Annotated in this window: 18 protein-coding genes; 13 read left to right on the top strand and 5 right to left on the bottom strand. The window is 40.1% G+C overall.

Annotated elements, in window-relative coordinates:
* Nucleotides 1–121 precede the first annotated feature (121 nt).
* The 3 genes from pyrR to UYC_RS0103080 all read right to left on the bottom strand — a co-directional run bounded on the left by pyrR (nucleotide 122) and on the right by UYC_RS0103080 (nucleotide 2,354).
* On the bottom strand, nucleotides 122–670 hold the full coding sequence (gene pyrR / locus UYC_RS0103090) for a bifunctional pyr operon transcriptional regulator/uracil phosphoribosyltransferase PyrR (protein WP_016873178.1): 549 nt from the start codon (nucleotides 668–670) through the stop codon (nucleotides 122–124).
* Between the two features lie 99 nt (nucleotides 671–769).
* The gene (gene cbiB, locus UYC_RS0103085) at nucleotides 770–1,729 is read right to left on the bottom strand and encodes an adenosylcobinamide-phosphate synthase CbiB (protein ID WP_016873177.1); all 960 of its coding nucleotides are present in this window, start codon (nucleotides 1,727–1,729) and stop codon (nucleotides 770–772) included.
* A 181-nt stretch (nucleotides 1,730–1,910) separates the two neighbouring features.
* Entirely contained in the window at nucleotides 1,911–2,354 is a 444-nt protein-coding gene (locus UYC_RS0103080; RefSeq protein WP_016873176.1) for an Rrf2 family transcriptional regulator, read from the bottom strand.
* 402 nt (nucleotides 2,355–2,756) lie between these two features.
* Here UYC_RS0103080 and UYC_RS0103075 point away from each other — a divergent pair, with 402 nt between their 5' ends.
* Nucleotides 2,757–3,170 (top strand): AbrB family transcriptional regulator, encoded by a 414-nt coding sequence (locus UYC_RS0103075; protein WP_016873175.1) that lies wholly within the window; start codon nucleotides 2,757–2,759, stop codon nucleotides 3,168–3,170.
* Between the two features lie 166 nt (nucleotides 3,171–3,336).
* Here the strand turns inward: UYC_RS0103075 and UYC_RS0103070 are convergent, their stop codons facing one another.
* Entirely contained in the window at nucleotides 3,337–5,238 is a 1,902-nt protein-coding gene (locus UYC_RS0103070) for a chloride channel protein (RefSeq protein WP_016873174.1), read from the bottom strand.
* 602 nt (nucleotides 5,239–5,840) lie between these two features.
* On the opposite strand from UYC_RS0103070, the gene UYC_RS0103065 reads away from it, so the two are divergent.
* Nucleotides 5,841–6,224: a hypothetical protein gene (locus UYC_RS0103065; RefSeq protein WP_016873173.1), complete on the top strand. Its 384-nt coding sequence runs from the start codon at nucleotides 5,841–5,843 to the stop codon at nucleotides 6,222–6,224.
* 232 nt (nucleotides 6,225–6,456) lie between these two features.
* Here the strand turns inward: UYC_RS0103065 and UYC_RS0103060 are convergent, their stop codons facing one another.
* Entirely contained in the window at nucleotides 6,457–8,076 is a 1,620-nt protein-coding gene (locus UYC_RS0103060; protein ID WP_016873172.1) for an ArnT family glycosyltransferase, read from the bottom strand.
* Between the two features lie 306 nt (nucleotides 8,077–8,382).
* On the opposite strand from UYC_RS0103060, the gene UYC_RS0103055 reads away from it, so the two are divergent.
* The 11 genes from UYC_RS0103055 (at nucleotide 8,383) to UYC_RS0103005 (ending at nucleotide 23,938) form a co-directional block, all read left to right on the top strand.
* Nucleotides 8,383–9,936 (top strand): hypothetical protein, encoded by a 1,554-nt coding sequence (locus UYC_RS0103055; protein WP_016873171.1) that lies wholly within the window; start codon nucleotides 8,383–8,385, stop codon nucleotides 9,934–9,936.
* A 960-nt stretch (nucleotides 9,937–10,896) separates the two neighbouring features.
* Nucleotides 10,897–12,141 carry a glycosyltransferase family 4 protein gene (locus tag UYC_RS0103050; RefSeq protein ID WP_016873170.1) on the top strand — a complete coding sequence of 415 codons (1,245 nt, stop codon included), beginning with the start codon at nucleotides 10,897–10,899 and terminating at the stop codon, nucleotides 12,139–12,141.
* Between the two features lie 152 nt (nucleotides 12,142–12,293).
* Complete coding sequence (locus UYC_RS0103045) at nucleotides 12,294–13,451, top strand: glycosyltransferase family 4 protein (RefSeq protein WP_016873169.1); 1,158 nt, start codon at nucleotides 12,294–12,296, stop codon at nucleotides 13,449–13,451.
* 139 nt (nucleotides 13,452–13,590) lie between these two features.
* Nucleotides 13,591–15,777 carry a GumC family protein gene (locus tag UYC_RS0103040; RefSeq protein ID WP_016873168.1) on the top strand — a complete coding sequence of 729 codons (2,187 nt, stop codon included), beginning with the start codon at nucleotides 13,591–13,593 and terminating at the stop codon, nucleotides 15,775–15,777.
* Nucleotides 15,778–15,780: 3 nt separating this feature from the next.
* On the top strand, nucleotides 15,781–17,175 hold the full coding sequence (locus tag UYC_RS0103035; RefSeq protein WP_016873167.1) for an O-antigen ligase family protein: 1,395 nt from the start codon (nucleotides 15,781–15,783) through the stop codon (nucleotides 17,173–17,175).
* A gap of 30 nt (nucleotides 17,176–17,205) precedes the next feature.
* A complete protein-coding gene (locus UYC_RS0103030; protein WP_016873166.1) occupies nucleotides 17,206–17,766 on the top strand; it encodes a serine O-acetyltransferase in 561 nt (186 codons plus the stop codon).
* Between the two features lie 51 nt (nucleotides 17,767–17,817).
* Nucleotides 17,818–18,909 carry a glycosyltransferase family protein gene (locus UYC_RS0103025; protein ID WP_016873165.1) on the top strand — a complete coding sequence of 364 codons (1,092 nt, stop codon included), beginning with the start codon at nucleotides 17,818–17,820 and terminating at the stop codon, nucleotides 18,907–18,909.
* 73 nt (nucleotides 18,910–18,982) lie between these two features.
* Nucleotides 18,983–19,987, top strand: coding sequence for a glycosyltransferase family 2 protein (locus tag UYC_RS0103020; RefSeq protein ID WP_016873164.1), 1,005 nt, complete (start codon nucleotides 18,983–18,985; stop codon nucleotides 19,985–19,987).
* An 85-nt stretch (nucleotides 19,988–20,072) separates the two neighbouring features.
* Nucleotides 20,073–21,557, top strand: coding sequence for a glycosyltransferase family 4 protein (locus UYC_RS0103015; RefSeq protein ID WP_016873163.1), 1,485 nt, complete (start codon nucleotides 20,073–20,075; stop codon nucleotides 21,555–21,557).
* 146 nt (nucleotides 21,558–21,703) lie between these two features.
* Entirely contained in the window at nucleotides 21,704–22,660 is a 957-nt protein-coding gene (locus UYC_RS0103010) for a glycosyltransferase family 2 protein (protein ID WP_016873162.1), read from the top strand.
* A 75-nt stretch (nucleotides 22,661–22,735) separates the two neighbouring features.
* Nucleotides 22,736–23,938, top strand: coding sequence for a glycosyltransferase family 4 protein (locus UYC_RS0103005; protein WP_016873161.1), 1,203 nt, complete (start codon nucleotides 22,736–22,738; stop codon nucleotides 23,936–23,938).
* Nucleotide 23,939 lies beyond the last annotated feature (1 nt).

The raw sequence follows: 23,939 nt of genomic DNA, 5'->3' as shown, positions 1-23,939 counted from the left end.
ACAAACTAAGTTCACTTATCCAGGTTTAGTTTGTATAGCCGTTATATGTAATCATCCATAAAAGGCTCAAGTCTCTTTAGACAAAGTGTTAGATAACGCGATCGCACCAAAAGCATCAAAACTAATTCCCAATCAACTCCACCGCATCTCGTCCATCAGTATCTTGGAAGTAAACCTTGATAATCTCCTCTTTAGCAGTAGGCAGTTGCTTGCCAATAAAATCTGGATGAATAGGTAATTCCCGATGTCCCCTATCTACTAATACAGCTAAACGAATTACTTCTGGTCTACCATATTCATTCACAGCATTTAACGCAGCCCGAACAGTTCGTCCTTTATATATAACATCATCGACAAGCACAACAATTTTGCCAGTTAAATCAAAAGGGATATCGGTTTTAGCAGGAGTGCGCAAGCCAATTTGATCGAGATCGTCTCGATAGAATGTAATATCCAACGCTCCTACTGACACAGATAAACCTTCTAGCGCCTCAATTTGACGCGCCAACAATTGTGCTAATGGCACTCCCCTGGTATGTATACCGATTAATACCAATTGCGATAAATCGCGTGTCCTTTCCACAATTTGAGATGCCAGGCGATTCACTGTACGACGAAGCTCTTCTGATGAGAGAATCTCAACTACTTTTGCATTGGTAGAAATATTCATATATCTCCCTGATTAACTTAACTGAGTATTGGTAATTGGGAATTGGGAATCAGGAATCGGGTACTAGGTTCCTAATCCCTAGCCCCTAGTCTCTAGTCCCTAATTCTTGATTAGCAATAGAGCACTCACCCCTAACCACAGCAAAAAACAATATTTAGTTAGTTGTAAAGCTTTAGTAATAAAAATTGGCGCGATCGCATGAATGTTATCTCCTAATAATGGTTTATGCTTGGCTACACCGCCATACCAATTTGTACCTCCTACTTGTACGCCCAAAATTGCAGCATAAACACATTCACTCCAACCAGAGTTAGGGCTGGGATCTTTCGGTGCATCACGGCGACAAATTCTGATGACGTGCAAAGGTTTACCCGACAGCAGTGCTAAAGTTATTACCGTTAGCCGACAGGGAAGCCAAGTTAAGCCATCTTCCAAGCGCGCACTAAACCAACCCAAATAAGTATAGGGCGCTTGGCGATAACCCACCATTGAATCAAGGGTGCTGCTGGCTTTATATGCTAAAGCAAAGGGTACTGAACCCACAACTGGCACAAATGCACCAATAATTGCATAAAAAAGAGGAGCCATTACCCCATCGATCGCATTTTCTGTAACTGTTTCTAAAACGGCTCGCAATATTTCTGATTCGGTCAAATTTTTTGTATCTCGACCAACATAATTACTTAAAATAGAGCGAGCATCTTGGATTTTACCTAATGATAAAGGTTGTAAAACTGTTTGGGCTGCTACTCTTAAACTTTTCAGAGCAAAACAGCTAGCTAGAAGAATGCTTTCTATCGCAATACCTAAGAATGGATGCAGCCATCTGGCAAGTTGAATTATTAAGTAGCCAGCAATGCCGCTACCTATGATTAAAATTATGCCTAACACAATTCCAGCTAAACGTTGTGTTAGAGAATTTTGACAATATCTCAGAGCTAATTTGCTGAAGCGAGAAATTATCCACCCCATCACTTGTACAGGATGAAGCCATCCCCAAGGATCGCCAATTAAGTAATCTAAACCAGCAGCAAGGATTAGAACAATAACAGATGTCATTTCTTTACAGCAGAAGTCAGAAGCCAGAAGTCAGAAGTCAGAAGTAAAACAGGCATTATATATGACTTTGAGACTAAAGTTTTGTACCTCACGCTCCTTGAAATCCGCTGTAATTTATCTGTGGAGATTCTACTACCCAATCACTAGTCCCTAGTCCCTAATCCCTAGTCCCTAAAATTGACTAAACAACAAAACTAGCTTCTTCTCCAAGGGAAGCTTGCCAACTACGAGCATCATAATAAAGGTCTGCCAAAGTAATACTGTATAATGCTTCTTTTAATTTTTGGTGCAATCTCTGCCAAAGAGTAAATGTTACCCAATCTTCAGCTTGTCCTCGTGAAGCTTGGTGATGAGGTAGAGGTTCAATAGTTTCGCCAACTGCTTCTAGAATTTCCCCTAAAGAAATTTGTGCCGGTTCTCGTGCTAGTTTGTATCCGCCGATGCTACCGCGAATTGATTTTACCAAACCTGCACGACGCATTTCTATTAGTAGTTTTTCTAGGTAAGGGGCAGGAATATCTTGTCGTGAGGCGATCGCTCTGACAGAAACCGGGCCATACTCCGGCTGCAAGCTCAAATCTAATAAAGCCTTTACACTGTAGTGTCCTCTGGTTGTTAATTTCATTTTGGTTAGCTTTGTTGTTTATCCTTTGCCATTTGTCCTTAGTAACTAATAACCAATGACTGATGACCAATGATTAAGGATCAGTTTTACTTATCATTCTGTGTGTCAATTATTAAATCAATGCCAATAGGCAATCTTCTAAGCTTTAGGAAACTTAAACAAATACAGTGTAGCAGTTCTTCACAAACTACAGATAGTTATCAGCATGGGTAAAATTCTTTGAATATTACTTTATCGAGGGAAGATTGGTAAAGCCTGCAAAAATTTTCTGCTCTTTGTGTAATATACTTGGCAGTAGCTGAAATAAAAAAATTAAAGAATTGTTTTCTTATTTCCTCAAGGTCAGTTAAAATAAAATCGACTAAACTTTGTCAATCGTTCGTTCATTTTTGATCTAAGTTGATGGCTAAAGCGAAAAAAATTGAACCCCTAACTGGTGAAGATCTGCTCAAAAAAGTCAAAGAGCTAGAAAACCTGAGTAAGGAAGAAAAAGCTAAACAGTGCGGCTACTATACCGTGACCAAAAATGGTATAGAGCGTGTCAATATGATGAAGTTCTTGAATGCTCTAATTGATGCCGAAGGCATTCAGTTAGATAGTGCTCCCAGTGCAAATGGTCGGGGAGGACGTAGTGCTAGTTATAGAATTAGTGTCCAGTCTAACGGTAACTTGCTAATAGGTTCTGCTTATACAAAGCAGATGAATCTCAAACCCGGAGATGAGTTTATCATTACTTTGGGCAAAAAGCATATTCGTTTGAGACAGATAGACACAGAGGATAAAGAAGATTCTGAAGCTCTGGAGACAGTAGCTTAAAAGTCGGTTGTCATTTGTCATTTGTCATTGGTTCGCCAGTCCTAACCGAGCACTGAAGGAAGGGCTTTACCTCATGAAGTCTATATTATTTCTCCTTTCAAAGGACTAAAAAAAGGACATGACTAATGTCGTGTCCTTATCTAAACTAATGACTAATGACTAATGGCTATTGACTGATGACAACATCTGGTTTTGTTGCCACTGGTAAATAATGGCGAAAATTTCTGCGCATGAGTGCCACTTTGCACGTTAAAGCAATTTCTTCCCGTTCTAATAAACCCAAAATTTGTTCGGGATTGTCTCGTGCTACTACTGGTAGTTGATGTAAACCTCGAACAGCCATACGATCTAAAGCTTCGGATAAGAGTTCATCTTGCCAGGCATAGAGAATATCAGTGGTACAAATATCTTTGAGAATTTGATTGGATAAATTGCGCTTAACTTCCTCAGATGAATCTGGGTAATTTTGCCAAGCATAAAGGGCGCGATTGATATCTTCTAAAGACACAATACCAACTAATTGCCCAACTTCATTAACAACTAAAGCACTGCGAGCGCGATCGCGGATCATTTCCAAAGCAGCTTCTATGACTTGCATTGTTGCCAAGAGCTTTTTTGGACAAGGATGCATAGCTTCTTCAACCATGATTTGCTGTGCAATTTCTGCCTGCTCATCTTTCAAATCCGAAAGACCTATTTGTTGAAGATTGGAACTAGAGTTGGAAGTAGGTTTGATCCGCTCGACTAGCCATACACTTAAACCCACCGCAGCCATTAATGGTAAAACAATGCGGTAGTCTCGTGTTAATTCAAATAGCAATAAAATTGCCGTTAATGGTGCTCTTACACTTGCAGCCAGCACTGCTGCCATTCCCACCATTGCATAAGCTGGAGGAGCAGCCATAAAATCGCTAATTGTTGGTGCTAAATTGGCCAAAATTTTTGCATAAGCAGAACCTAAAGAAGCACCCAAAAACATCGCTGGTGCAAACACACCACCAACAAAACCGCTACCAGCGCTAATGGCTGTCATTGCCAACTTTGCAACTAAAAGCAATAGTAAAAGTTGCAGCGAAAACTCCACATCCTGAAGCATCGCCTCTACTGTTTCATAACCAATACCTAAAATTTGTGGCAAGTACAAAGCCACAGCACCAACGATCGCACCGCCAAGAATTGGATGAATCGGCTTCGGTATTTTCCCCAGCCAAGCAAAACCCGGTACCTTGCCCGCAAAGGTGGCTTTGAGGAGCCGAATTGATTGAGTGTAAGTCAAAGACACCAAGCTTGCCCACAAACCCAAACCAAGATAAAGTGGCAATTCTAAAGGACTGCGAACTTGGTAAACAGGTAAAGTAAAAGCAGGTTGCGCTCCCAAACCAATCTGAGCAATTAACGCCGCCACCACTGCTGCCAAGAGCACCACACTTACTGCCGAAGTAGCAAAAGATGTGGCTCCCAATACCACCTCTAAAGCAAAAAAAACACCGGCGATCGGGGCATTAAAACCAGCAGCCAAGCCAGCAGCAGCACCAGCACCCAAAAGCAAACGTTGCCGTTCTCGCGATACTTGTAACACTACAGACAACAGCATTCCAAAGCTAGCACCAATTTCTACACTTGGCCCTTCTGGCCCTAAAGAAGAGCCGCTACCGAGAGAAACTGCTGCTGCTATCATCTTTGTAACCGGGCGCAGTTGTCGTTTGATTTCTCCTTTTTGTGATGCAGCAATCAAAGATGAAAGTCCAGGGCCAAAATCTTGGGTTCGCCAGCGCATCAAACCTACTATTAATCCCCCCAAGATGGGAATGCAGGCTAAAGTCCAAGCGCCCCAGCCACCGATCGCACCCATCACATTTTCTAGCATCAAGCGGTGAATCAGCTCGATTAAGTAGTGAAATGTAACTACACCCATACCGCTGCCTCCACCTATGAGTACAGCCAGAAGTAGTACAACTGTCTCTTGAGATGGTTGAAAACGGTTAAATAGATAGGTTAAAGCAACGGGAGAAGGAAAGGCAGCTTGTTCACTTACCTTCCTGAGTTTTGTGGGAGGCAGGAGAGTCATTGAATGAGGAGTAAATCTAATAAAAAATTTAAATTTTATGTCTTAGTTTTTATTGTGAGGCATTATTTAGCAAGCAGACAAGTAAAGACTCTAATATGTAGTATTTCTACTATATAACTCACGAAGAAAAAAACTCACAATGCTCTGTCACAAGTCACACAAAAAAGTCAATAGCTAAAGTCTAGAAGATTCTTGATTGTGCAGACACTTAGAGATGTTGGTTTATAGAGTCTTAAGTGAATACACTGATTATTTTCATAACCACGTTCCGTTACTAACGTGTAATTACTTTGAGTTTTGAGTTCTGTGTTTTTCTGAAAAAGCTTTTGTTAAAAACTTTCTAATATTCCAATTTTATGTAGTGGTGATGCTTAAATGAGAGAATGGATGGTCAATGCTCTATAACAGGATTAGCACACACCATACATACTTAATTTATTATTATGAGTTTATTTATACTAGTATTAAAGTAATAGTATCATCTCAAGTGTGTAATTCCCAGTTAACTCTCACTCATGCTGGGAAATCTACACGTGAGTTCAGCAAAAAAACAATATAGCTATTTTTATAGAGCAAGTAAGTGTACTAAAAAACTAAAGTAGATGAATACACACACTTTTGATCGCCATTATGTAACTTGCCCCATTTGCCAAAAGCATTCTACAACCAAATCCGTTCAAACATATATAGGACTGTTTACCTGCCCGTACTGTCAGGAAAGACTAGTCGTTTGCAAGAGCGGGCATTACGTCCGCGATCCTTTTAATTTTAAACAAATAGCGATTTCATCAGCCCTGCGTCGCCAAAGCCGACCCTTAGCTAGAATCATACGAGATTTCGTCATTCCCAAACATCCCGTACTAGCTTTCGTTGTCAGTAGCGCTGTGTTATTTGGTATCATTGCTATGAGTCAGCAAACCACAAGCAATGACTCACTGCCACCAGCAATAGAAACAACCACAGAACAAGGAAAAAAATCCCAGTGAGTGCATCTCCTGGGATCTATATCCTCTTCCACAGTTTTCAGTGCCAGTATATCAAAAAATATACAAAGTGACTAGTTATTTATGATTAGGGAATATGGGACTGGGGATTAGGGGCTAGGAAAAAGTAGGGGAGATGGGGAGCAACAGGAGCAGAGGGGTAGTAATTGTAGAAACGCTTCAGTTCCTCGCGTCTCTACCCACCACCAACTACTATCTACTAACTAATATCCATTCACAATCTATTTGTATCCTTAGTAACAAGCTTCCAGCCCTCGACTTGGTCAATTAACCTTATAGAATCCAGGTGAAGAGTACCAAAAGCAGATTCATCTAGCAAGAAGTAGGATTGTTGGTTGTATTGCCAATAGTGTTCTAGTTCTCTAATAGAAGCAGAAATAATTGTGCGATCGCTATAAAAATTTAGTGATGGGCGGTGTTCGGGATTAGAAGTGTAAATCTTTACGCCTGGGGGCACTTGCTGTTGGATCATAGCAGCAACTGGTTTGACTGGATAGCGTTCTCCTAATTCCCAAACCCAGTAGTTAGATTTCATCAACAACAGCAGTGAAATATAACTTCCCCATAACAAAACTTTCAAAAATTGCCTGTCGCCTTGCTCTACCAAAATAGCAGCTAAAGCCATTGTCACCGCAACAGTAGCAAAAATGAGTTGTAAATCCGGACTTGGCGAACCTCCCCAACCGTAATAGATGCTACCACCAGTTGCCACCACTGCTAGAATCCCCAAAATTACTACCCATGCACGGGGATAGGATGACAGTAAAGGTATATTCTCAATATCCTCTAGCTTTGCTCCGATTGCTAAAGCAAGACTGGGATAAATTGGGAAAACATACCAAGGAAGTTTAGTCCCCATCAAAGAAATAGCAACTAGATATACTCCCATCCACAATAGTACAAGTTTTGCCCAGCTGAGATTGCGATTTTCCCAGGATAAACGCCAGCTTGATGGCAAAAACAGCAACCAAGGCCATGTATACTTCAAAATCTCTAATATATAGTACCAAGGTGGCCCCGAATGTTGTTCTACAGATGTCCAAATGCGGCTCAGTGATTGATTGAGCATCCCGACATTTGTAAAAGTATGGCCGTATTCCCACCATTGAAAACCATACCAACCAGCTACAGGAATAATGCCAATTAGCATTCCTATCCACATATAGCCACTAGTCAGCAGTCGCGGTGTATCCCAAACCAAAAACGCAACTGCTATAGCACCCAACAATATGCCTAACATCCCTTTAGTCAGACAAATCAACCCAAAACCGATGCCTACACCCAGGCAATAGCGTAAGTCACGGCGCGATCGCAACAAACACAACATCATCAACATAAAAAAACATACCGCAGCCCCATCTAGCATCGCTAAACGCCCGTGACGAACCACTGGTAGCATCGTCAGGTAAACTAAAGCGCTATAAACTGCACAAACACGTCGGCGAAAAATTTCACGACCAATGCAATACAGTAATGGCACAGAAATAGCTGTTAATATTGCTCCAGGTAAGCGTGTTGTCCATTCATGCACACCCCAAAAAGAGTAAGACCAAGCAATCAGCAAGTGGAGTAACGGCGGCTTATTATGATAAGGCTCTCCTCCCAATGTCGGGTAAAGCCAACGCATGGAACCAGTTGGGGCACGCCAAATTTCGCGAGCAACCTGTGCCACAGTACCTTCATCCCAATCTCGCAGTGGCAATTGACCGAGATTTATGGTAAAAATTAATACTGCTGCTGCAAGCAGCACTATTACCCAAGTCCAATCAATCCATTTCTCTAGCGCCCGATACTGTTTTTCGAGACTGCCCCAAGTAAAGCTTCCTTCTTGCATAGTTTAGGATGATGATTTTGCTTGCTGGTTCGATTACAAACAGACGCTCACGAGCCTCTATTGTTGCTACTAATGTAAAAATATTGCCTTGTGTTAGTTTCAGTTTATCTTTAATCTAGTTTTGTTTACAAAATTTACTAATTACGTTTGGATTTATACGCTAACTCAATTTTTACTAATTAATCATAATATTTTTTGACATATTTATCGACATATATTTTAAATTTATTTAATAAGTATTGATTGAATAAACTGATATGAATATTATCAATCACAATTTATAGTAAGCGATTGTTGAGGCAAGTAATGAACTTACCTTTTACTTTAGATGTAGCTATCGGTTTAATTTTTATCTATTTAATTTTAAGCTTATTAGCCTCAGAAATCCAGGAACTTATTGCTACTGTTTTTCAATGGCGTGCCGAACACTTAAAAAAATCAATTGAAATCCTTTTAGCTGGTGATGTGCAGAACGCAGAGGAAGCTAAAGTTATCCAACTAGCTAATAAAATTTATGCAAATCCTTTAATTAAAAATATCAATCAAGAAGCAAAAGGATTATTTGCAACCTTACCTCGCAAGCTTACCTGGGCTATTGGTTCAATGTATCGTTCTATCAAAAAACCCAGACCAGGTATGAAGCAAGGTGAAAGTATTTTTGGTGATCATAAACATAGCGGCCCTTCTTATATCCCTGCCGATATTTTTGCTACTACTCTAGTTGAAACATTGCAAATACCTTTCTTAGTAGAAAAGTTAACTGAATCTAGGCTAGAGAAATTTAAAATTGAAAGACTATCTGAAATTAAAAATATTATTTTAGTCTTACCAAAGGAAACAGAAACCGATGAAAATTTAACATATTTTTTCAAAAATATGCATGATGAGTTTGAAAATTTAGACACAGAATTTAAGAAAATTATTGAAAATTTTAAGCAAAAAAAGGCTAGTTTAAAAACTAGTTTAAATCGCATGGCAGAAAGTTTTGATAGATATTTAGAGACTTTTCAGATGCAGATGCCAGATAATGAATTATGTGCTAAAACCTGTCGAAGACTAAAATTTTTAAGAAAAGATATTTTTGACGATATTGAGCAAGCTATATCTTTAGGGGAACTGCGGCCTAATATTAATGAAGTTGTGGAAGCAGTAAAGATGAGTAGTGCTATTTATCAAGAAATTGAAGCATCAATCAAAGATAAAGACAGCGAAACCTTTAAAGGGATTCAGCAAGCAATAGAAACATTACCACCATCTGTTGTTAAAAACCTTGAGGTTTTGGCAAAACGTGCTCAAACAAGAGTGAAAACTGCAGAGGAGGGGATGAATGCATTACGACTAGAAATTGAAAATACATTTAATAGTTCTATGGAGCGAGCCTCTGGTGTGTATAAACGCAATGCCAAAGGAGTTGCAATTTTAATTGGCTTGGCTATTGCTACTGCTGCCAATGCAGATGCATTTCATATGGTAAACAGACTATCAAAAGATTCTGCTTTGCGAGATACGATTACCAATAGCGCAGGAGAAATTGTTATAAAAAATCAAAATCAAACCATAGATGCATTGAAAAGCGATGCCGATAGAGTTTTAACCGATATTGCTCTGCCTATTGGTTGGACTGATGTAAATTTAAATCAGCAACTTCACTGGAAACGTGCTTCAAACCAAGCGTTTCCAACCATTAAAATTATAACTTTAATTCCTGGCTGGATAGTTAGTGGTATTGCTATTGCTATGGGCGCGCCCTTTTGGTTCGATTTACTTAGTAAAGTCGTGAATGTACGTAATGCAGGCACACGTCCTGCTTCTAATACCCGTAATTCAGTTAACAATCAGGAAAATGAAGGCAGTAGTTAGCGGTAGTCGGTTGATTTGAGATATTTTGCTTAATTTCTCATGATTGTGATTTTAAGGCTAGATACTTCTTTAACCTTTAACAGTGAGTCTTTTTGTGGTTAGATCTCTTAAATCCTTTTAATATCTCTTCTGGTTAATAAAATGACTAAAAATAATATCTATAGGTTATTTTTTAGAATTAAAAGTGGAAAAAGTGGATTTTACTTTCTTTAACTTTGATTATCTATATATCTTATTTATCTGAATATATTAAATTGCAGCTATTTTTAAAAGTTTTACATAGTAAGCTTTATGAAAAATTCATAAATTATCCAGTACTTATAGTATAATAATTTACTTATTATTTGTAACAAAATATACTTAAAACTGTAATTAAACATTTTGTGCATAAAAAAATAAAGTTTTAGTAAAGTTTGGTTAGAAGTCAGTGAAATTTAATTTCCTAGAGACTAGGATTTGTAAAGATGTGATTAAGTTTTAGATGTAAAAATTACAAAATTCTATCTGCATATCTTTAAAGTAGACAGTTTATTTGGCGGTAGTGCCAGAGCTATCTACTTTTGTGGTTATGTATGGGTATTTTTTGATGACTTTGAATCTTACTTTGAATATTTTAGTTACATAATGAATACCACTATAGGAGGAATTCAGTAAATCCTTAATCTCTTTACATTGATAGAAACATAATAAGAAAGCATCAGACAGAATACAGGAGTCAGAATGACCGCACCTGCCGGGGATAAAGATTCAAAGAAGAGAAAGATTTGATTTTTTAACTCACAAGAAATTAATTCCTAAGCCATAGAACAGTTGAAAAGATTGCTGTATATGCTTTCTGATAATTTCCTGTTGGATATTCTGAACTTTAAGTAAACTATTTAAAACTGAAGAGAATAACAAAGATTTTTTGACATATAAAATGCTGAATTGATTGTCCAGTTATTTTATCAGGTGCATATCATGCGTAAACCTGTTCTCACAATTTTTTACCAGTTTAACCCTTGGAATACTACTATTGGCGGTATTCAGACACTAATCAAAAATTTTATCAAGTATGCACCCAGTGAATTTGAGGTAAGGCTTGTAGGAACAGCATCCTGCTTTGCTCCCACCGGAGGCGATCGCTACCAATTAGTAGGTAAATGGCAAGAAGCAGAATTGGCAGGACGGGCAATAAATTTCCTACCATTATTTCCGTTAGAAAACGATAATATCAGACATTTTGTACCTACTACCTTGAAATATACAGCAGCTCTTTTAGGACGTTGCTTTGCTTCAGATTTCATGCATTTTCATAGGCTAGAACCAACTTTAGCCGCTCTGAAGTGGCGTGGGGAGAAAACACTGTTTGTTCACACTGATGTTCAAACGATTCTGACAAAAACACAAGCTACGGATAATAAAAAGGTAATCCTATGGCAAAGTTTTCCGGCAGCATATTTTGCCCTAGAAAAATTGTTAGTTGGGCAGTTTAATCAAATTCTTTCATGCAATATCAATTCGTCAGAATTATACCGACAGCGTTACCCAAATATTGCAAAGCGTGTAGCTGACATTAAAAATTCATTTGATGGCGAAATTTTCTATCCATTGAATCACAAACAACGGGAAGTTTCTAGGTGTGAGGTAGCAACTAGTCTGGGTTTGAATCCAGATACACGTTTTATTCTATTTGCCGGTAGGCTGCATCCACATAAAGATCCCATTCTATTAGTGCGCGCGATCGCAGCTTTAAACGATCCAAAGGTTCATTTACTGATCGCAGGTGATGGGGAGTTAGCACCAGAAGTACGTGCAGAAATTAGTCAACTGGAGTTATCCGATCGCATAACGTTGCTTGGGGCTATTCCTCAAGAAAAGCTGGCACAATTACATCGTATTTGTAATGCCTTTGTTCTCAGTAGTGTAACTGAAGGACTACCTTTGGTAGCCTTGGAAGCACTTGCCAGTGGCACACCAGTTGTTACGACTAGATGCGGTGAAACACCAAAACTCCTTACTAGTGATAGTGGAGTTGTGTGTGAAGAACGTACCCCACAGTGCATCGCCAATGCCTTACGCAAGGTACTGCTGCATCCAGAGAATTATCCAACTGAATCTTGTGTACGGACTGCACAACCCTACGCTGCAAGTACTGTTGTCAATGAAGTTTACAACCAAATGTGGCAACGCTGGGAACAGCGAAACCACTCAGCTGTTGTCTAAGTATGCGAATCAGTGAGTTTGCCTGCCGCTAGAAAGACTGCAACAAAAGATAGCTGAAACAACAAATTATCAAAAACTATACAGGTGTTTCAGTTGTGAGGGCTTAATACAACTTGGTACAAGTTTGTACGTTTAGCACAAGTGTAACTGACATGAAGATTGCTGTAATTGGTGCAAAAGGATTACCTCCCAAACAGGGTGGCATTGAACATTACTGCGCAGAAATGTATCCCCGAATGGTGTCACAGGGACACACTGTAGATTTATTCGCCCGCTCTTCCTATACCCAGGGTTCTTGGCTTAACCAGTGTAACTTTCAAGGGGTGCGAGTCATCTCTTTACCCAGTTTGCAAATCAGAGGTGCAGATGCTTTGATTTCCTCAGCTCTAGGTGCGATCGCATCGGCTGGGAATAAATACGATATCATTCATTTCCACGCTCTGGGCCCATCTCTATTTACTGGTTTAGCTAAATTTACCACTCCTGCCAAGGTGGTAGTTACCTGTCAGGGGCTAGACTGGCAACGTGCTAAGTGGGGTAGTTTTTCGACTCGCTTAATTCACGCTGGAGAGAAAGCAGCAGTGCGTTTTGCCCACAGCATCATTGTCGTCTCGGATGCCCTGAAGTTCTACTTTTTGCAAACCTATGGTAGGGATACAGTTTACATCCCTAATGCTCCAGCTAGCTACGGTAAATCAGATCCGAATTTTAGCTATGGAACTGGGCTAGGCTTGGAGCGAGGACGCTATCTGCTGTTCTTGGGTAGACTGGTACCAGAAAAACGTCCCGACTTGCTTGTCGAAGCCTTTAGCACTTTAAAACCGCAGGGATGGAAACTAGTTCTAGCTGGAGGTATTAGCGATACAAAATCTTTCACCACCAAGCTCTTAGAAAAGATAGCAAACGATTGCAATATCGTCTTTGCAGGCGAACTCAGGGGTGCTCGTCTTTGGGAGATAGTCAGAGGTGCGGGGTTGTTTGTGCTGCCTTCGGATTTGGAAGGATTGCCTCTGGCAATGTTAGAAGCCATGCAAGAAGGCATACCAGTCTTAGCAAGCGACATTCCACCCCATGAGCAATTAATAGGTAAAGAACGGGGAATACTTTTTGAAACAGGAAATCTCAACTCCTGTATTCGCTCTCTAGATTGGGCAATTCATCATCCCACAGAAATGACAGCAATGGCTAAGAATGCACAAAGACACGTGCAACTTAACTACAGCTGGGAGCGCATTACTTCTGAAACCTTGAAACTATATACAAATCTTTTGAACTCGCCTGAGCTAGTAGACATCCCACAACTAACCTAGTTGTCTGCAACCAAAAATTAACAGGTTAAGGCTGACACAAAGACACGGTGATACGGAGACGCGGAGAATTTTTAACCCTTCAAAATTACAGAGTACTAGGATTTATCAGCTACTATCTTTACCTTTTAGGGTATACGTAATGGAAAAAGGCTTTTCATCTTTACTCTTGATATTTAAGCGGCGTGCTTTCCCTGCCTTGGCTACATTCGCTGCTGTAATTGGTGGAGCGATCGCCTATCTCCAAGTGACTCCCCATCGTTACCAAACCTCAGCACGACTCATGCTTGACGACAAAAGGGTGAGTGTTTCCGAATTAGGGCGCGATCTTACCCAGATGCCAACAAATATACCAGGTGGCCCTAGCCCGTTAGCCGATCAAGCAGAATTAATTAAGTCTCAACGTGTTCTGCGTAGAGCGATCGCCAGGGTTATTCCTCAGCTCAACAGTAGTTCGCTTTCAACTCCACTTACGCCTGAGAAAGTTCGTCAAGGCTTGAAAGTGAAAATTGTTCCAGCTACCAATATTCTAGAGGTGAGTTATGAACACAAAGATCCTGCACTTGCTAGCAAGCTAGTCAATGCTGTTTCTCAGGCAATGGTTGAGGATAATACGCAAATCATTCGCCAAGAAGCTGCCAACGTGCGGAAGTTTTTACAACAACAGGTACCAGAAGCCAGACAACGCTTGGAGAAAGCTGAACTGATTGAAAACAAATATAGACAAGATAGCGGTATTGTTTCCTTTGATGAACAAACCAAGAGTTTAGTAAATAGCCTCGCCACCTTGGAAGAACAAGAAGGTACTCTGAGTGCTCAACTCCAAGAATTGCGCTCAAAAGAAGTTTCACTGCGACAAGTCACCGACGCCAAAGCCCTCGATCAAGCTTACGCATCTGTACGTGGTGGACAAAATGAAGAACTCAAGATGTTGCGCGCTAAGTTGGCAGAGTTGGAGGCAAAGGTAATTGAGACTCGCTTGTACTTTACAGAAAACCATCCCACTGTCATTAAGCTCGTCGAGCAAAGAGACGGATTGCGTGCTTTTTATCAAAAGGAACTAGCCCGCGTATCACCTCAAAATCAAGCCATTCCTACAAATGCTGTCGCCAGCGATCGCATCAGTCAAGATCTTACCTCCCAATTGCTTGTCAATGATGTTGAACGCACGGCAGTTGAAAATAAGCTTAGAGTTGTGCAAGCAAATCGTGCCAATCTGCAAACTCGCCTGGCAGAACTACCAATTAGACAGCAAAAGCTGACACCACTCATCCGGCAACGGGAAGAAAGTGCGGCATCTTTGAAATTACTGCAAAGCAAACTAGAAGAAGCACGGATTGCAGAAGCCCAGCTAGTAGGGAACATTCAAATTATCGAAGCCGCTCAAATTCCACTTAAACCCACCTCGCCTCACAAGAAAGCTGTCCTGGCGATCGCTATTGTGTTCGGATCTGCTTTAGCTACCGGAATTGTCCTGCTACTGGAATTAATGGATAACACTTTAAAGGATGCTTCCGAAGCAGAAGAACTGCTGGATTTGCCATTGCTAGGAGTGCTGCCGCGTTTGCCTGCTAAAACTCTTATGCTTGAGCCATCCGAACGATTCTTGGATAATAGTGCCTTGATTGAGCCTTTCCGGATGCTCTTCAAAAACTTAGAGTTTCGCAGTAGTGAGCCGTTGCGACAGATTGTTGTTAGCAGCACCATATCGGGAGAGGGTAAATCCGTCGTTGCTTCACACCTAGCTGCTGTTTGTGCGATGTTGTCTCGACGCACGCTGCTAATAGATGCAGATTTGCGTCGCCCCGCGCAGCACACACTGTTTAACTTAGCTCCCCAGCCAGGGATTACCGATTTGATTTATGGAGAGAGATCCTTACAGCAAACGGTGCAGCCAACTAGGATTGAGAATCTATTTGTGTTGACTTGCGGGGAATTGTACGGACGCCCCTTGCAGTTGCTAGAGTCAGATGCGATGAAGTCTCTGTTGGCAGAAGCAGTGCAACAATACGACTGCGTTATTTTAGATACTCCTCCTCTTAGTGCTTGTGCTGATGCTCATACATTAAGCCGACAAAGCGATGGCGTTCTGATAGTAACACGCCCTGGTTTCACAATTAAGGAGGTTTTACAAAGAGCAGTATCAGAATTAACACATAATCAAATACCAATTATGGGAGTAGTTGTGAATGGAATCACAGATCAAACCGAACAGTATTACCGCTATCCCGTGAACGGTTACGAACCGCGATCGTCCAGTTCTTTCAGACGTTTAGCCAATCTGGGAGGCGCTGGTAGAAATTCTTCAAACAGTTCAAGGTCTAGATAAGGTATGTTGTCCGATCGAACCTCAAGTCATTCCTCTCGTCTGGCACTTTTGGTTGGGTTGGCAGGCGTGGGAGTTGGTATAGTTGCAGGATTCCTTGCAGGTGCTAAACCGCTATTGCTGCTATTAGCTCTAATTGCGGTACCGACGCTGATTTTCTTCTTTGCTAGATTTGAGCAAGCCGTACTGGGTTTGTTGATTGTGCGTAGTGCTCTGGATGTTTTCTCTGCTCAACAGATACCAGCGGCATTTGGCATTGGCTTAATTTTATTAACTTTGCTGTATGTAACGATAAGGTTACTAACAGGTCAAGCTGTGCGTACCGATTGGTTTTGTTGGTTTTTTACTGCTTGGATAATACTACAGGGCTTGTGGCTGATACTCTTGCCTTTAGGAGCATTAGGATTGGATGCTTCGTTTTTACCAATGAGCATCCGCGACTGGATGCGTACACTTTTGTGGCCAGTAGTTTATTGGCTGGTAATGCAGCTCAAAGGGCGAATTTATCCTGAAAAGGCAATTTCTTTGCTGTTTTTATCTGCGATCGCGCCATTCACAGTTGCATCGATGCAGTTATTCGTGCCTCCATCATTCGTACCTTTTCTTCTGTCAACCGATGAGCGAATCAAAGGGACTTTTGCTCACCCGAATGTCTTCGCAACCTATCTGTTGCTGTTTATTGCTCTGACTTGCTGGAAGCTGGAGCGATCGCACAAACATTGGCCTTGGTTACTGTTGCTGGGTGTACTCGCTTTTTTCTTTGTCAGTACCAGGGCTTTGTTTAGTCTGGCGATGCTTGTTACCTTTGTTCTAGGTTTGCTGGCTCCCAGATTGAGCTTACCTAAGCTGATTGGGGGAGCAGTACTGTTGTTATTGGTTATAGGTTTGTTTGTGAGTACGGAGTTTGGGCAAGAACGCCTCCTTTCACTCACTAACACACCCTTACTCAATCCAGACATCGATATATCACGGGCAATCCTATTATCACAGGGAGACCACAACAGTTTTAACTGGCGGATTTCTCAATGGGATTACCTATTGAGGGCTTGGCAACAGTTCCCTATGTTTGGCTATGGCATAGGTTTGAGTATTCCAGTTGCTGGCAATGGTCTTCTTCCCCACAATGATTACGTTCGGGCTTTGGTAGAAGGGGGAGTTGTCGGTTTGGTTAGTTTTCTAACATTGTTCGGTGCGATGTTTTTGCGCCTGATTCAGTTACTGCGGTATGCACCTAGCGGCAGTGCCCAACAACAACTGTGCTTAATCCTGTTAGCTTTTATTCCAGCCATCCTTGTCGGGATGATTACCGAAAACATCTGGAGTCACACCACTCTGTTCTTCTACTTATCGGCTTTGTTAGCGATCGCTGGCTGGAACTGGAATGAACCACGTATAACCTAAGTCAACTTTTAAAGCTCTACGTAACATATTATGAATAACTTTCTTACTTATATACTCCAAGATTGGCAAGTTAATGCTGAAACGAGTTCTAAGTCTCGCTTTATTTTATTAATGTTTCGCTTGGCACAAATAATTAAGTCTTTTCCTGTACCTTTTTCTTTATTATTTCTTCCTTACCGTTTTTTATACATATTAATAATTGATTGGATTTTAGGGATTGATTTGCATTGGAATACACAAATAGGAGCTAATCTTCAACTTCATCACGGTCATGCTTTGGTTATAAATCATGACACTATAATCGGTGCGAATTGTACTATCAGGCATTCAACAACTATTGGTAATAAAAAACTGCCAGATGGTTCATACAGTAGTTCACCAAAAATTGGAAATAATGTAGATATTGGAGCAAATGTTGTAATTATCGGTTCAATCACTATTGGCGACAATGCTGTGATTGGAGCAGGTTCAGTTGTTGTCAAAAATGTTTCAGAATCAACTGTGATTGCAGGTAATCCAGCAAGAGTAATCCGCAGTAATAATAGTACTAAATTGCCTGTATTTGACACTATTATAATGGATGATTTGTAACTAAATTAATTTATAAATATTTAAATTCAAAATTTAAGAGGAGCTAATAAAATGTTTAATGAAGTTGATAAAATTCCCATAATTATTCTAGCGTCGTTTCGTTTAATTCAAGAAAAATTTTGGCTACATCAAGAATTAGAGAAACTTGGCTTTAATGTAACTACTTTAGATATTCCTGACTACAATTTTAAAAATCGTATAGTTAAGTGGCGAGAAATACTACTTTGGTTTGATTACTTCAAGCTAGCTTTACGTGGTATAAAAGTAGCTAAACAAAATAAAAGTGTAGTAGTATCACTTCATTTTTTGGTAGGAGTTTTTGTAACTATACTATCCCCAATTTTGACAAATAAAAAGCAACCAGTCATAGCTTTGACTTTGCTTGCACATAATAAGGGAATTTTAAATCAACTCTTACGTCAAATAACTTATCGACTAGCATTTTTATCAGATAAATTTTTAATGACAGTAAATTCTTCAGATTTGCGAGAGCAGTACATTAAAAGTTTTGGGATTCCACCACAAATTATTTCAGTTTTATATGATTGTTGGGATTCATATTATGAAATATTGCCACCTAATAATAACGATGATAAATATATATTTTCAGGAGGTGAAGCTGCTAGAGATTGGGATACTTTGCTTGCAGTTGCGGCTGCTTGCCCAGAGATACAATTTAAAATTGTTGCTCGGAGAATGTACTGGAATTTTAGCAGGAAATTAACATTAAACGTTGAAGTCTTTTTTGACACTAGTGACGAAGAATTCTATTCTTTAGCGTTAAAATCTCGTCTGGTTCTATTACCACTAGTTGGTAAAGTTACTGCTGGTTTGATAGTCTTAATCAGGTCTGTTTTGCTAGGCAAAATGGTGATATCGACTGAGACTCCAGCAACTAAACTTTACTATCCTGATGATTGTAGAGACCTTTTAGTGGCTGAATCAGATGTAGAAACAATGATTTCTAGAATTAAGTATTACTGGGAAGACCATGAAAATCGTATTAATAAAGCAATCAAGCTTCAAAATTACATGAAAGAGAAATTTTCTCCTGAAGCATTTACAAAACAACTTTCTGTTTTGATAAATCAATTATCTCCAACAAATAAGAAATTTCAAGAATACCAAATATGCCAACATTAGGATTATTTTTTAAAAGAATATCTGCTGGTAGAGTGCTATTTACACTATCTAAAATAATTTTGGAGTTCAAAATATGCCAAAAGTTTCTGTCATTATTCCAGCCTACAACGCAATGACTTATTTGCCAGAAACAGTAGAGAGTGTTTTGAGGCAGACTTTTACAGATTTTGAAGTCTTAATTATTGATGACGGTAGCTCAGATAATATTGTGCAGTGGGTATCTGAACTAGAAGATCCGCGTGTGAAATTAATTTCGCAAGATAATCAAGGTGTATCCGTAGCACGCAACACAGCTATTGCTCACGCTCAAGGAGAATATTTGGCATTCTTAGATGCCGATGATTTATGGGCACCGACAAAGTTAGAAAAACAAGTTATTTGTCTAGATCGTCATCCATCAGTCGGCTTAGTACATACCTGGATGGTTTTCATTGATCGCGAAGGTAAATCTACAGGTAGAGTGATGACTTCCAATGCTGAGGGCGATGCTAAAAAGCAACTTCTTGAGAAAAATATGGTAGCTTGTTCTTCGGTTATGGTTCGTCGTTGTTGTTTGCAAACTGTCGGAGGATTTGAACCAAATTTACATTTTGCTGAGGATTGGGATATGTGGATTCGTATCTCCTCTCATTATCCCTTTGCTGTTATCAAAGAACCTCTTTATTATTATCGGCAAGTTCCCAACAGCCTCTCCAAAAATCTTCAAGTGCTGGAACAAGCATTTTATTTCGTAATTGAAAAGGCGTTCCGCTCTGTACCACCAGAGCTACTGTACTTGAAAAATCACAGTTACGGTTATGCCAACCTTTGTTTAGCTTGGAAAGCTTTGCAAAGTAGTTGTAGAGATTGCAACCTAGCATATTCTTATCGGCAACAAGCTATTTCCTACTACCCTCAGCTACGCTATACTCGCGAGTATATGCGCTTGAGTATGGCAATAACAGCGCTGCAATTATTTGGAAATGATAGCTATAGCAAACTGCTAGAACTTGCTTATGCTCTGCGCCGACGTATTTTAAATGTCCCAAAATTAAATTCTACAAATAGTTTCAGCCTTGTAGATAAATCTACTCAATAACTGTAAATCATATTCCAAAATTATTTGCTTTTTACGCATTTTTTCAAATATCAAAATCCAAAGATAACTGTGAGATTTCCTAATTATGTTGGACTATAAAAGGGAACGGGGAACTCTTAACGGGGAACAGGGGGTTCAGGATGGGGTTTTAGACTCCCATAGAGGAACAGATAAAGAACCAGCGATCGCATTACTACATTGCATGGATCTAATCGACGATTTTTTGGATCACATCAATATTTCATTCGAGACTTACTGCAATGAGTTTATAGGTAGCTGGATGTTTGGCTACATCAATGCCCTGAAACTGGTTGGTGTACGGACAGTACTTTTCTGCATTTCTGCTCGTTTCACTGAAGTTTCACGCTTTACCCATGTGCCTACTGGTACCACCATCTGTGTGTTACCTGCTCCCAAAGCCTATCTTGGCTACCGGGTTGTGCGACATCAAGCACTCAAACTCTACGGCGCGAGTGAGGGAAAAACATTCAAAGACATTCAAGACTTGAATGCTACCCGTCGTTCCCTACTGACAACACTTAAGAATCTAGCTCAGAGTGTAGGAACTTACCTGTCTACACCACTAGGCTTACTTACTCAGGAAATCAGACGCGAGGGTTGTGAAGCAATTTTGTGTCAAGAGTATGAGTATGCCCGCTTTGATGCTTGCGTACTTTTGGGAAAGTTAATGAATTTACCAGTATTTGCTACTTTTCAAGGAGGTGACAAGACACACAGTTTTCTGGAATACCCCCTGCGACAGATGGCATTTCGAGGATGTACAGGTGTAATTATTTCAACACAAAAAGAGATTGAACGGGTTCGCGATCGCTATCAAGTACCGCCTGCCAAAATCGCTCGCATTTTCGATCCAATGGATACAGAAACCTGGTATCCCATTGATCGCACTCAGGCGCGCTCTGTACTTGGCATTCCACTGGATGCTCAGATAGTGGTGTGTCATGGTCGGATAGATTTTCATCGCAAAGGGCTAGATATTCTGGTAGCCGCTTGGGAGAAAATTTGTCGCGATCGCCCCGATCGAGACTTACAGTTACTCCTACTAGGAACAGGCCCAGACGCAGACAAATTACGCCAATGTATTGCAAATATGAACTTACAAGGCGTGATCTGGCGAAATGAATTTGTCAACGATCGCTCTATACTTCGGCTTTATCTCTCGGCAGCAGATGTTTACACTCTCGCTTCTCGGCAAGAAGGTTTTCCCATCGCACCCCTAGAAGCAATGGCTTGTGGCTTGCCCGTAGTTGCAGCTGATGCTCCTGGCGTGCCTGACATCCTCCAAGGAGGGGAGATTTCTGGTGGTTTAGTTGTGTCAAGGGAAGATGCACTCGCACTGTCGCAAGCACTCGGTCGCGTTCTCGATGATGAAGCTTGGGGACGCGAGTTAGGTAAGCGCGCTCGTCGTCGCATTGAAGAATACTTTTCGCCTCAGGTAATAGGCAAACAATTGCGAGACTTTATGTTGAGGCAAAAGGTGGAGTCAAAAGAAGTTGGGTTGCCAGATCCCCGACTTCTACAAGAAGTCGGGGATCTAAATCACCCGTAAGTTTTACGAAAATAAACAAAATTATGTCTTGTTTTCTACTACTAACAACCAATTGTACAGACGCGATTCATCGCGTCTCTACCCACTAACAAATGACAAATGACCAATGACTAATGACTAATAACTAACTTTTCTGGAGTTCAAATATGCCAAAAGTTTCTGTTGTCATTCCTGCCTATAATGCTATGGAGTTTTTGCCAGAAACTTTAGCAAGTGTTTTGCAGCAAACTTTTACTGATTTTGAAGTATTGATTGTTAATGATGGCAGTTCAGACAGTATTGTGGAGTGGGCTTCTGGCATTACAGATTTACGAGTCAAACTAATTTCGCAAGATAATCAAGGTGTATCCGCAGCACGCAATAAGGGCATTGCTCATGCTCAAGGGAAGTATGTGGCATTTCTGGATGCTGACGATTTGTGGGAACAGACCAAACTAGAAAAACAGGTACGTTGTTTAGAACAGAAGTCGGCAGTAGGGTTGGTATATACCTGGACTGTTTTGATTGATGAGTTGGGCAAGCCCACTGGCAAAATGTTGGCTTCTAATGTAGAAGCTAATGCATGGAAGCAACTTATTGAAAATGACATGATTTCCACTGGTAGTTCAACTATGATTCGCCATAGTTGCTTTGACAAAGTGGGAGTATTTGATCCAAGCCTTGCTTTCGCAGAAGACTATGATATGTGGCTGCGTATTGCTTTTTGTTATCCTTTTGCAGTGGTTAAAGAACCTTTAACTCTTTATCGACAGCATTCTAACAATACGACCAAAAATCGCCAGAAGATGATTCAGGGTCTTCGCACAGTCATTGAGAAAACATTTCAGTCCGTGCCATTAGAGTTGCTGTATTTGAGAAACCGAGCTTATGCCAGCATATTTTTGGGTATGGCATGGCTTGCTGTAGGTGAAGGGGACTACAAAAAGGCAATTTCTTACCATCAACAAGCTCTTTTACACCATCCACAAGTATTTTTTTCTAAAAAATGTTTGCGGTTGAGTTTAGCGATCGCCACGATCCGCTGGTTTGGATTTCATAGCTATGACAAAGTGCGAAAGCTTATTCATATGTTGCGTCAGCCTGTGTTGGGAGTTTTTAGCTAGTTACCTTATTGCTAATCCTCTCATTCCAATCCAGTAATTGAATTGTTATCAACTAGCGAAGGGAGATGTAAATAGATGCATATTATTGTTTTAGAAAAATATCCATCTTCTCGTCGCGGTGGACAGGAAATAATGCTGTTAGATATTTGTAAAGGTTTAGCTCGGCGAGGACACACCATCAGCTTGCTTTATACTCAACCAGAGAATCTACTTGAACAGTATCAAGAGTTTTGTACTTGTATATTAAAGGTTAATAGATTTACAATTTTTCGACCGGAACACGTCTTCAGCTTTTTAACTGATATTTGGAAGTCTTCTCAGAATATTCCGCGATTAAAAAACAATATTGTCCTTAGTAATCAGTTTCAAGATACTCCTTTTGCTTATGCTTTATCTTTATTCAAAAATATTCCTTTAGTTTGTTATCTTCATCTACCTCCACCTACTAAATTGATTACATGGCAGTGGAATATCGGACTTAAGAACTTAAAAAAAATTATTGCGCTTGCAAATATTGAATTTCAGTGGGGTATAGCACTTAAGGGCGTTAAGCATTTTATTGCAGTTTCAAATCATACTAAGTTTTTTTGGGTAAAAAGTGGCTATGAAGAAAATATAATTGATGTTGTATATAACGGAATTGACCTAGAAATATATAAACCTTCTAATGATATTTCCTTGATTAGAAAGGAATGGAATATCTCTGAAAATATCAGAGTCATTTCTTATATAGGAAGGCTAGATCAAGTAAAGGGATTAGAAACCCTAATTAAGGCTTTCGCTTTATTGCTGAAAAGTGGTGCTAACGCTAGGCTATTGATTGCTGGACAGCCTGTAATTCAAGGTGAAGATTACAAGAAATCCTTAGAGAAGCTATCAAAGGATTTGGGTATAGAAAATTATCTGGAATTTTTAGGTCATGTAGGTAATACTACTTCTATGTATCAAGTCAGTGACGTCACAGTTCTACCGAGTTTATGGGCAGAACCTTTTGGAAGAGTAATTGTTGAGTCAATGGCTTGTGGAACGCCTGTGGTAGCTAGCCGAGTTGGCGGTATTCCTGAAATTTTAACAGGGGAGTTCCAATCTGGGCTATTTGAGCCTGGAAATGAACGAAATTTGGCAGATATTCTCAGCCAATTTATGAATTGGAGAGATAAAAACCCTCAGTTGGGTGAACGATGCCGTGAGCATATTGTATCCAAATTTAGTTTAGACAAAATGGTTGATGATTTTGAAAAAGTACTAGAACGCCGATTCAGTTCAGCAAAGAATTAGA

Source organism: Chlorogloeopsis fritschii PCC 6912 (assembly GCF_000317285.1).
In the GTDB taxonomy this organism is placed as follows: domain Bacteria; phylum Cyanobacteriota; class Cyanobacteriia; order Cyanobacteriales; family Nostocaceae; genus Chlorogloeopsis; species Chlorogloeopsis fritschii.
Note: the sequence above shows the minus strand (reverse complement) of the source record. Positions and strands in the feature narration are given on the sequence as shown.

Coding starts and splice junctions, on each gene's coding strand:
- UYC_RS0103065 (WP_016873173.1), top strand. CDS start 5,841: ATGAATACACACACTTTTGATCGCCATTATGTAACTTGCCCCATTTGC.
- UYC_RS0103080 (WP_016873176.1), bottom strand. CDS start 2,354: ATGAAATTAACAACCAGAGGACACTACAGTGTAAAGGCTTTATTAGAT.
- cbiB (WP_016873177.1), bottom strand. CDS start 1,729: ATGACATCTGTTATTGTTCTAATCCTTGCTGCTGGTTTAGATTACTTA.
- UYC_RS0103030 (WP_016873166.1), top strand. CDS start 17,206: ATGAATAACTTTCTTACTTATATACTCCAAGATTGGCAAGTTAATGCT.
- UYC_RS0103005 (WP_016873161.1), top strand. CDS start 22,736: ATGCATATTATTGTTTTAGAAAAATATCCATCTTCTCGTCGCGGTGGA.
- UYC_RS0103040 (WP_016873168.1), top strand. CDS start 13,591: ATGGAAAAAGGCTTTTCATCTTTACTCTTGATATTTAAGCGGCGTGCT.
- UYC_RS0103015 (WP_016873163.1), top strand. CDS start 20,073: ATGTTGGACTATAAAAGGGAACGGGGAACTCTTAACGGGGAACAGGGG.
- UYC_RS0103035 (WP_016873167.1), top strand. CDS start 15,781: ATGTTGTCCGATCGAACCTCAAGTCATTCCTCTCGTCTGGCACTTTTG.
- UYC_RS0103050 (WP_016873170.1), top strand. CDS start 10,897: ATGCGTAAACCTGTTCTCACAATTTTTTACCAGTTTAACCCTTGGAAT.
- UYC_RS0103045 (WP_016873169.1), top strand. CDS start 12,294: ATGAAGATTGCTGTAATTGGTGCAAAAGGATTACCTCCCAAACAGGGT.
- UYC_RS0103075 (WP_016873175.1), top strand. CDS start 2,757: ATGGCTAAAGCGAAAAAAATTGAACCCCTAACTGGTGAAGATCTGCTC.
- UYC_RS0103055 (WP_016873171.1), top strand. CDS start 8,383: ATGAACTTACCTTTTACTTTAGATGTAGCTATCGGTTTAATTTTTATC.
- pyrR (WP_016873178.1), bottom strand. CDS start 670: ATGAATATTTCTACCAATGCAAAAGTAGTTGAGATTCTCTCATCAGAA.
- UYC_RS0103020 (WP_016873164.1), top strand. CDS start 18,983: ATGCCAAAAGTTTCTGTCATTATTCCAGCCTACAACGCAATGACTTAT.
- UYC_RS0103070 (WP_016873174.1), bottom strand. CDS start 5,238: ATGACTCTCCTGCCTCCCACAAAACTCAGGAAGGTAAGTGAACAAGCT.
- UYC_RS0103010 (WP_016873162.1), top strand. CDS start 21,704: ATGCCAAAAGTTTCTGTTGTCATTCCTGCCTATAATGCTATGGAGTTT.
- UYC_RS0103060 (WP_016873172.1), bottom strand. CDS start 8,076: ATGCAAGAAGGAAGCTTTACTTGGGGCAGTCTCGAAAAACAGTATCGG.
- UYC_RS0103025 (WP_016873165.1), top strand. CDS start 17,818: ATGTTTAATGAAGTTGATAAAATTCCCATAATTATTCTAGCGTCGTTT.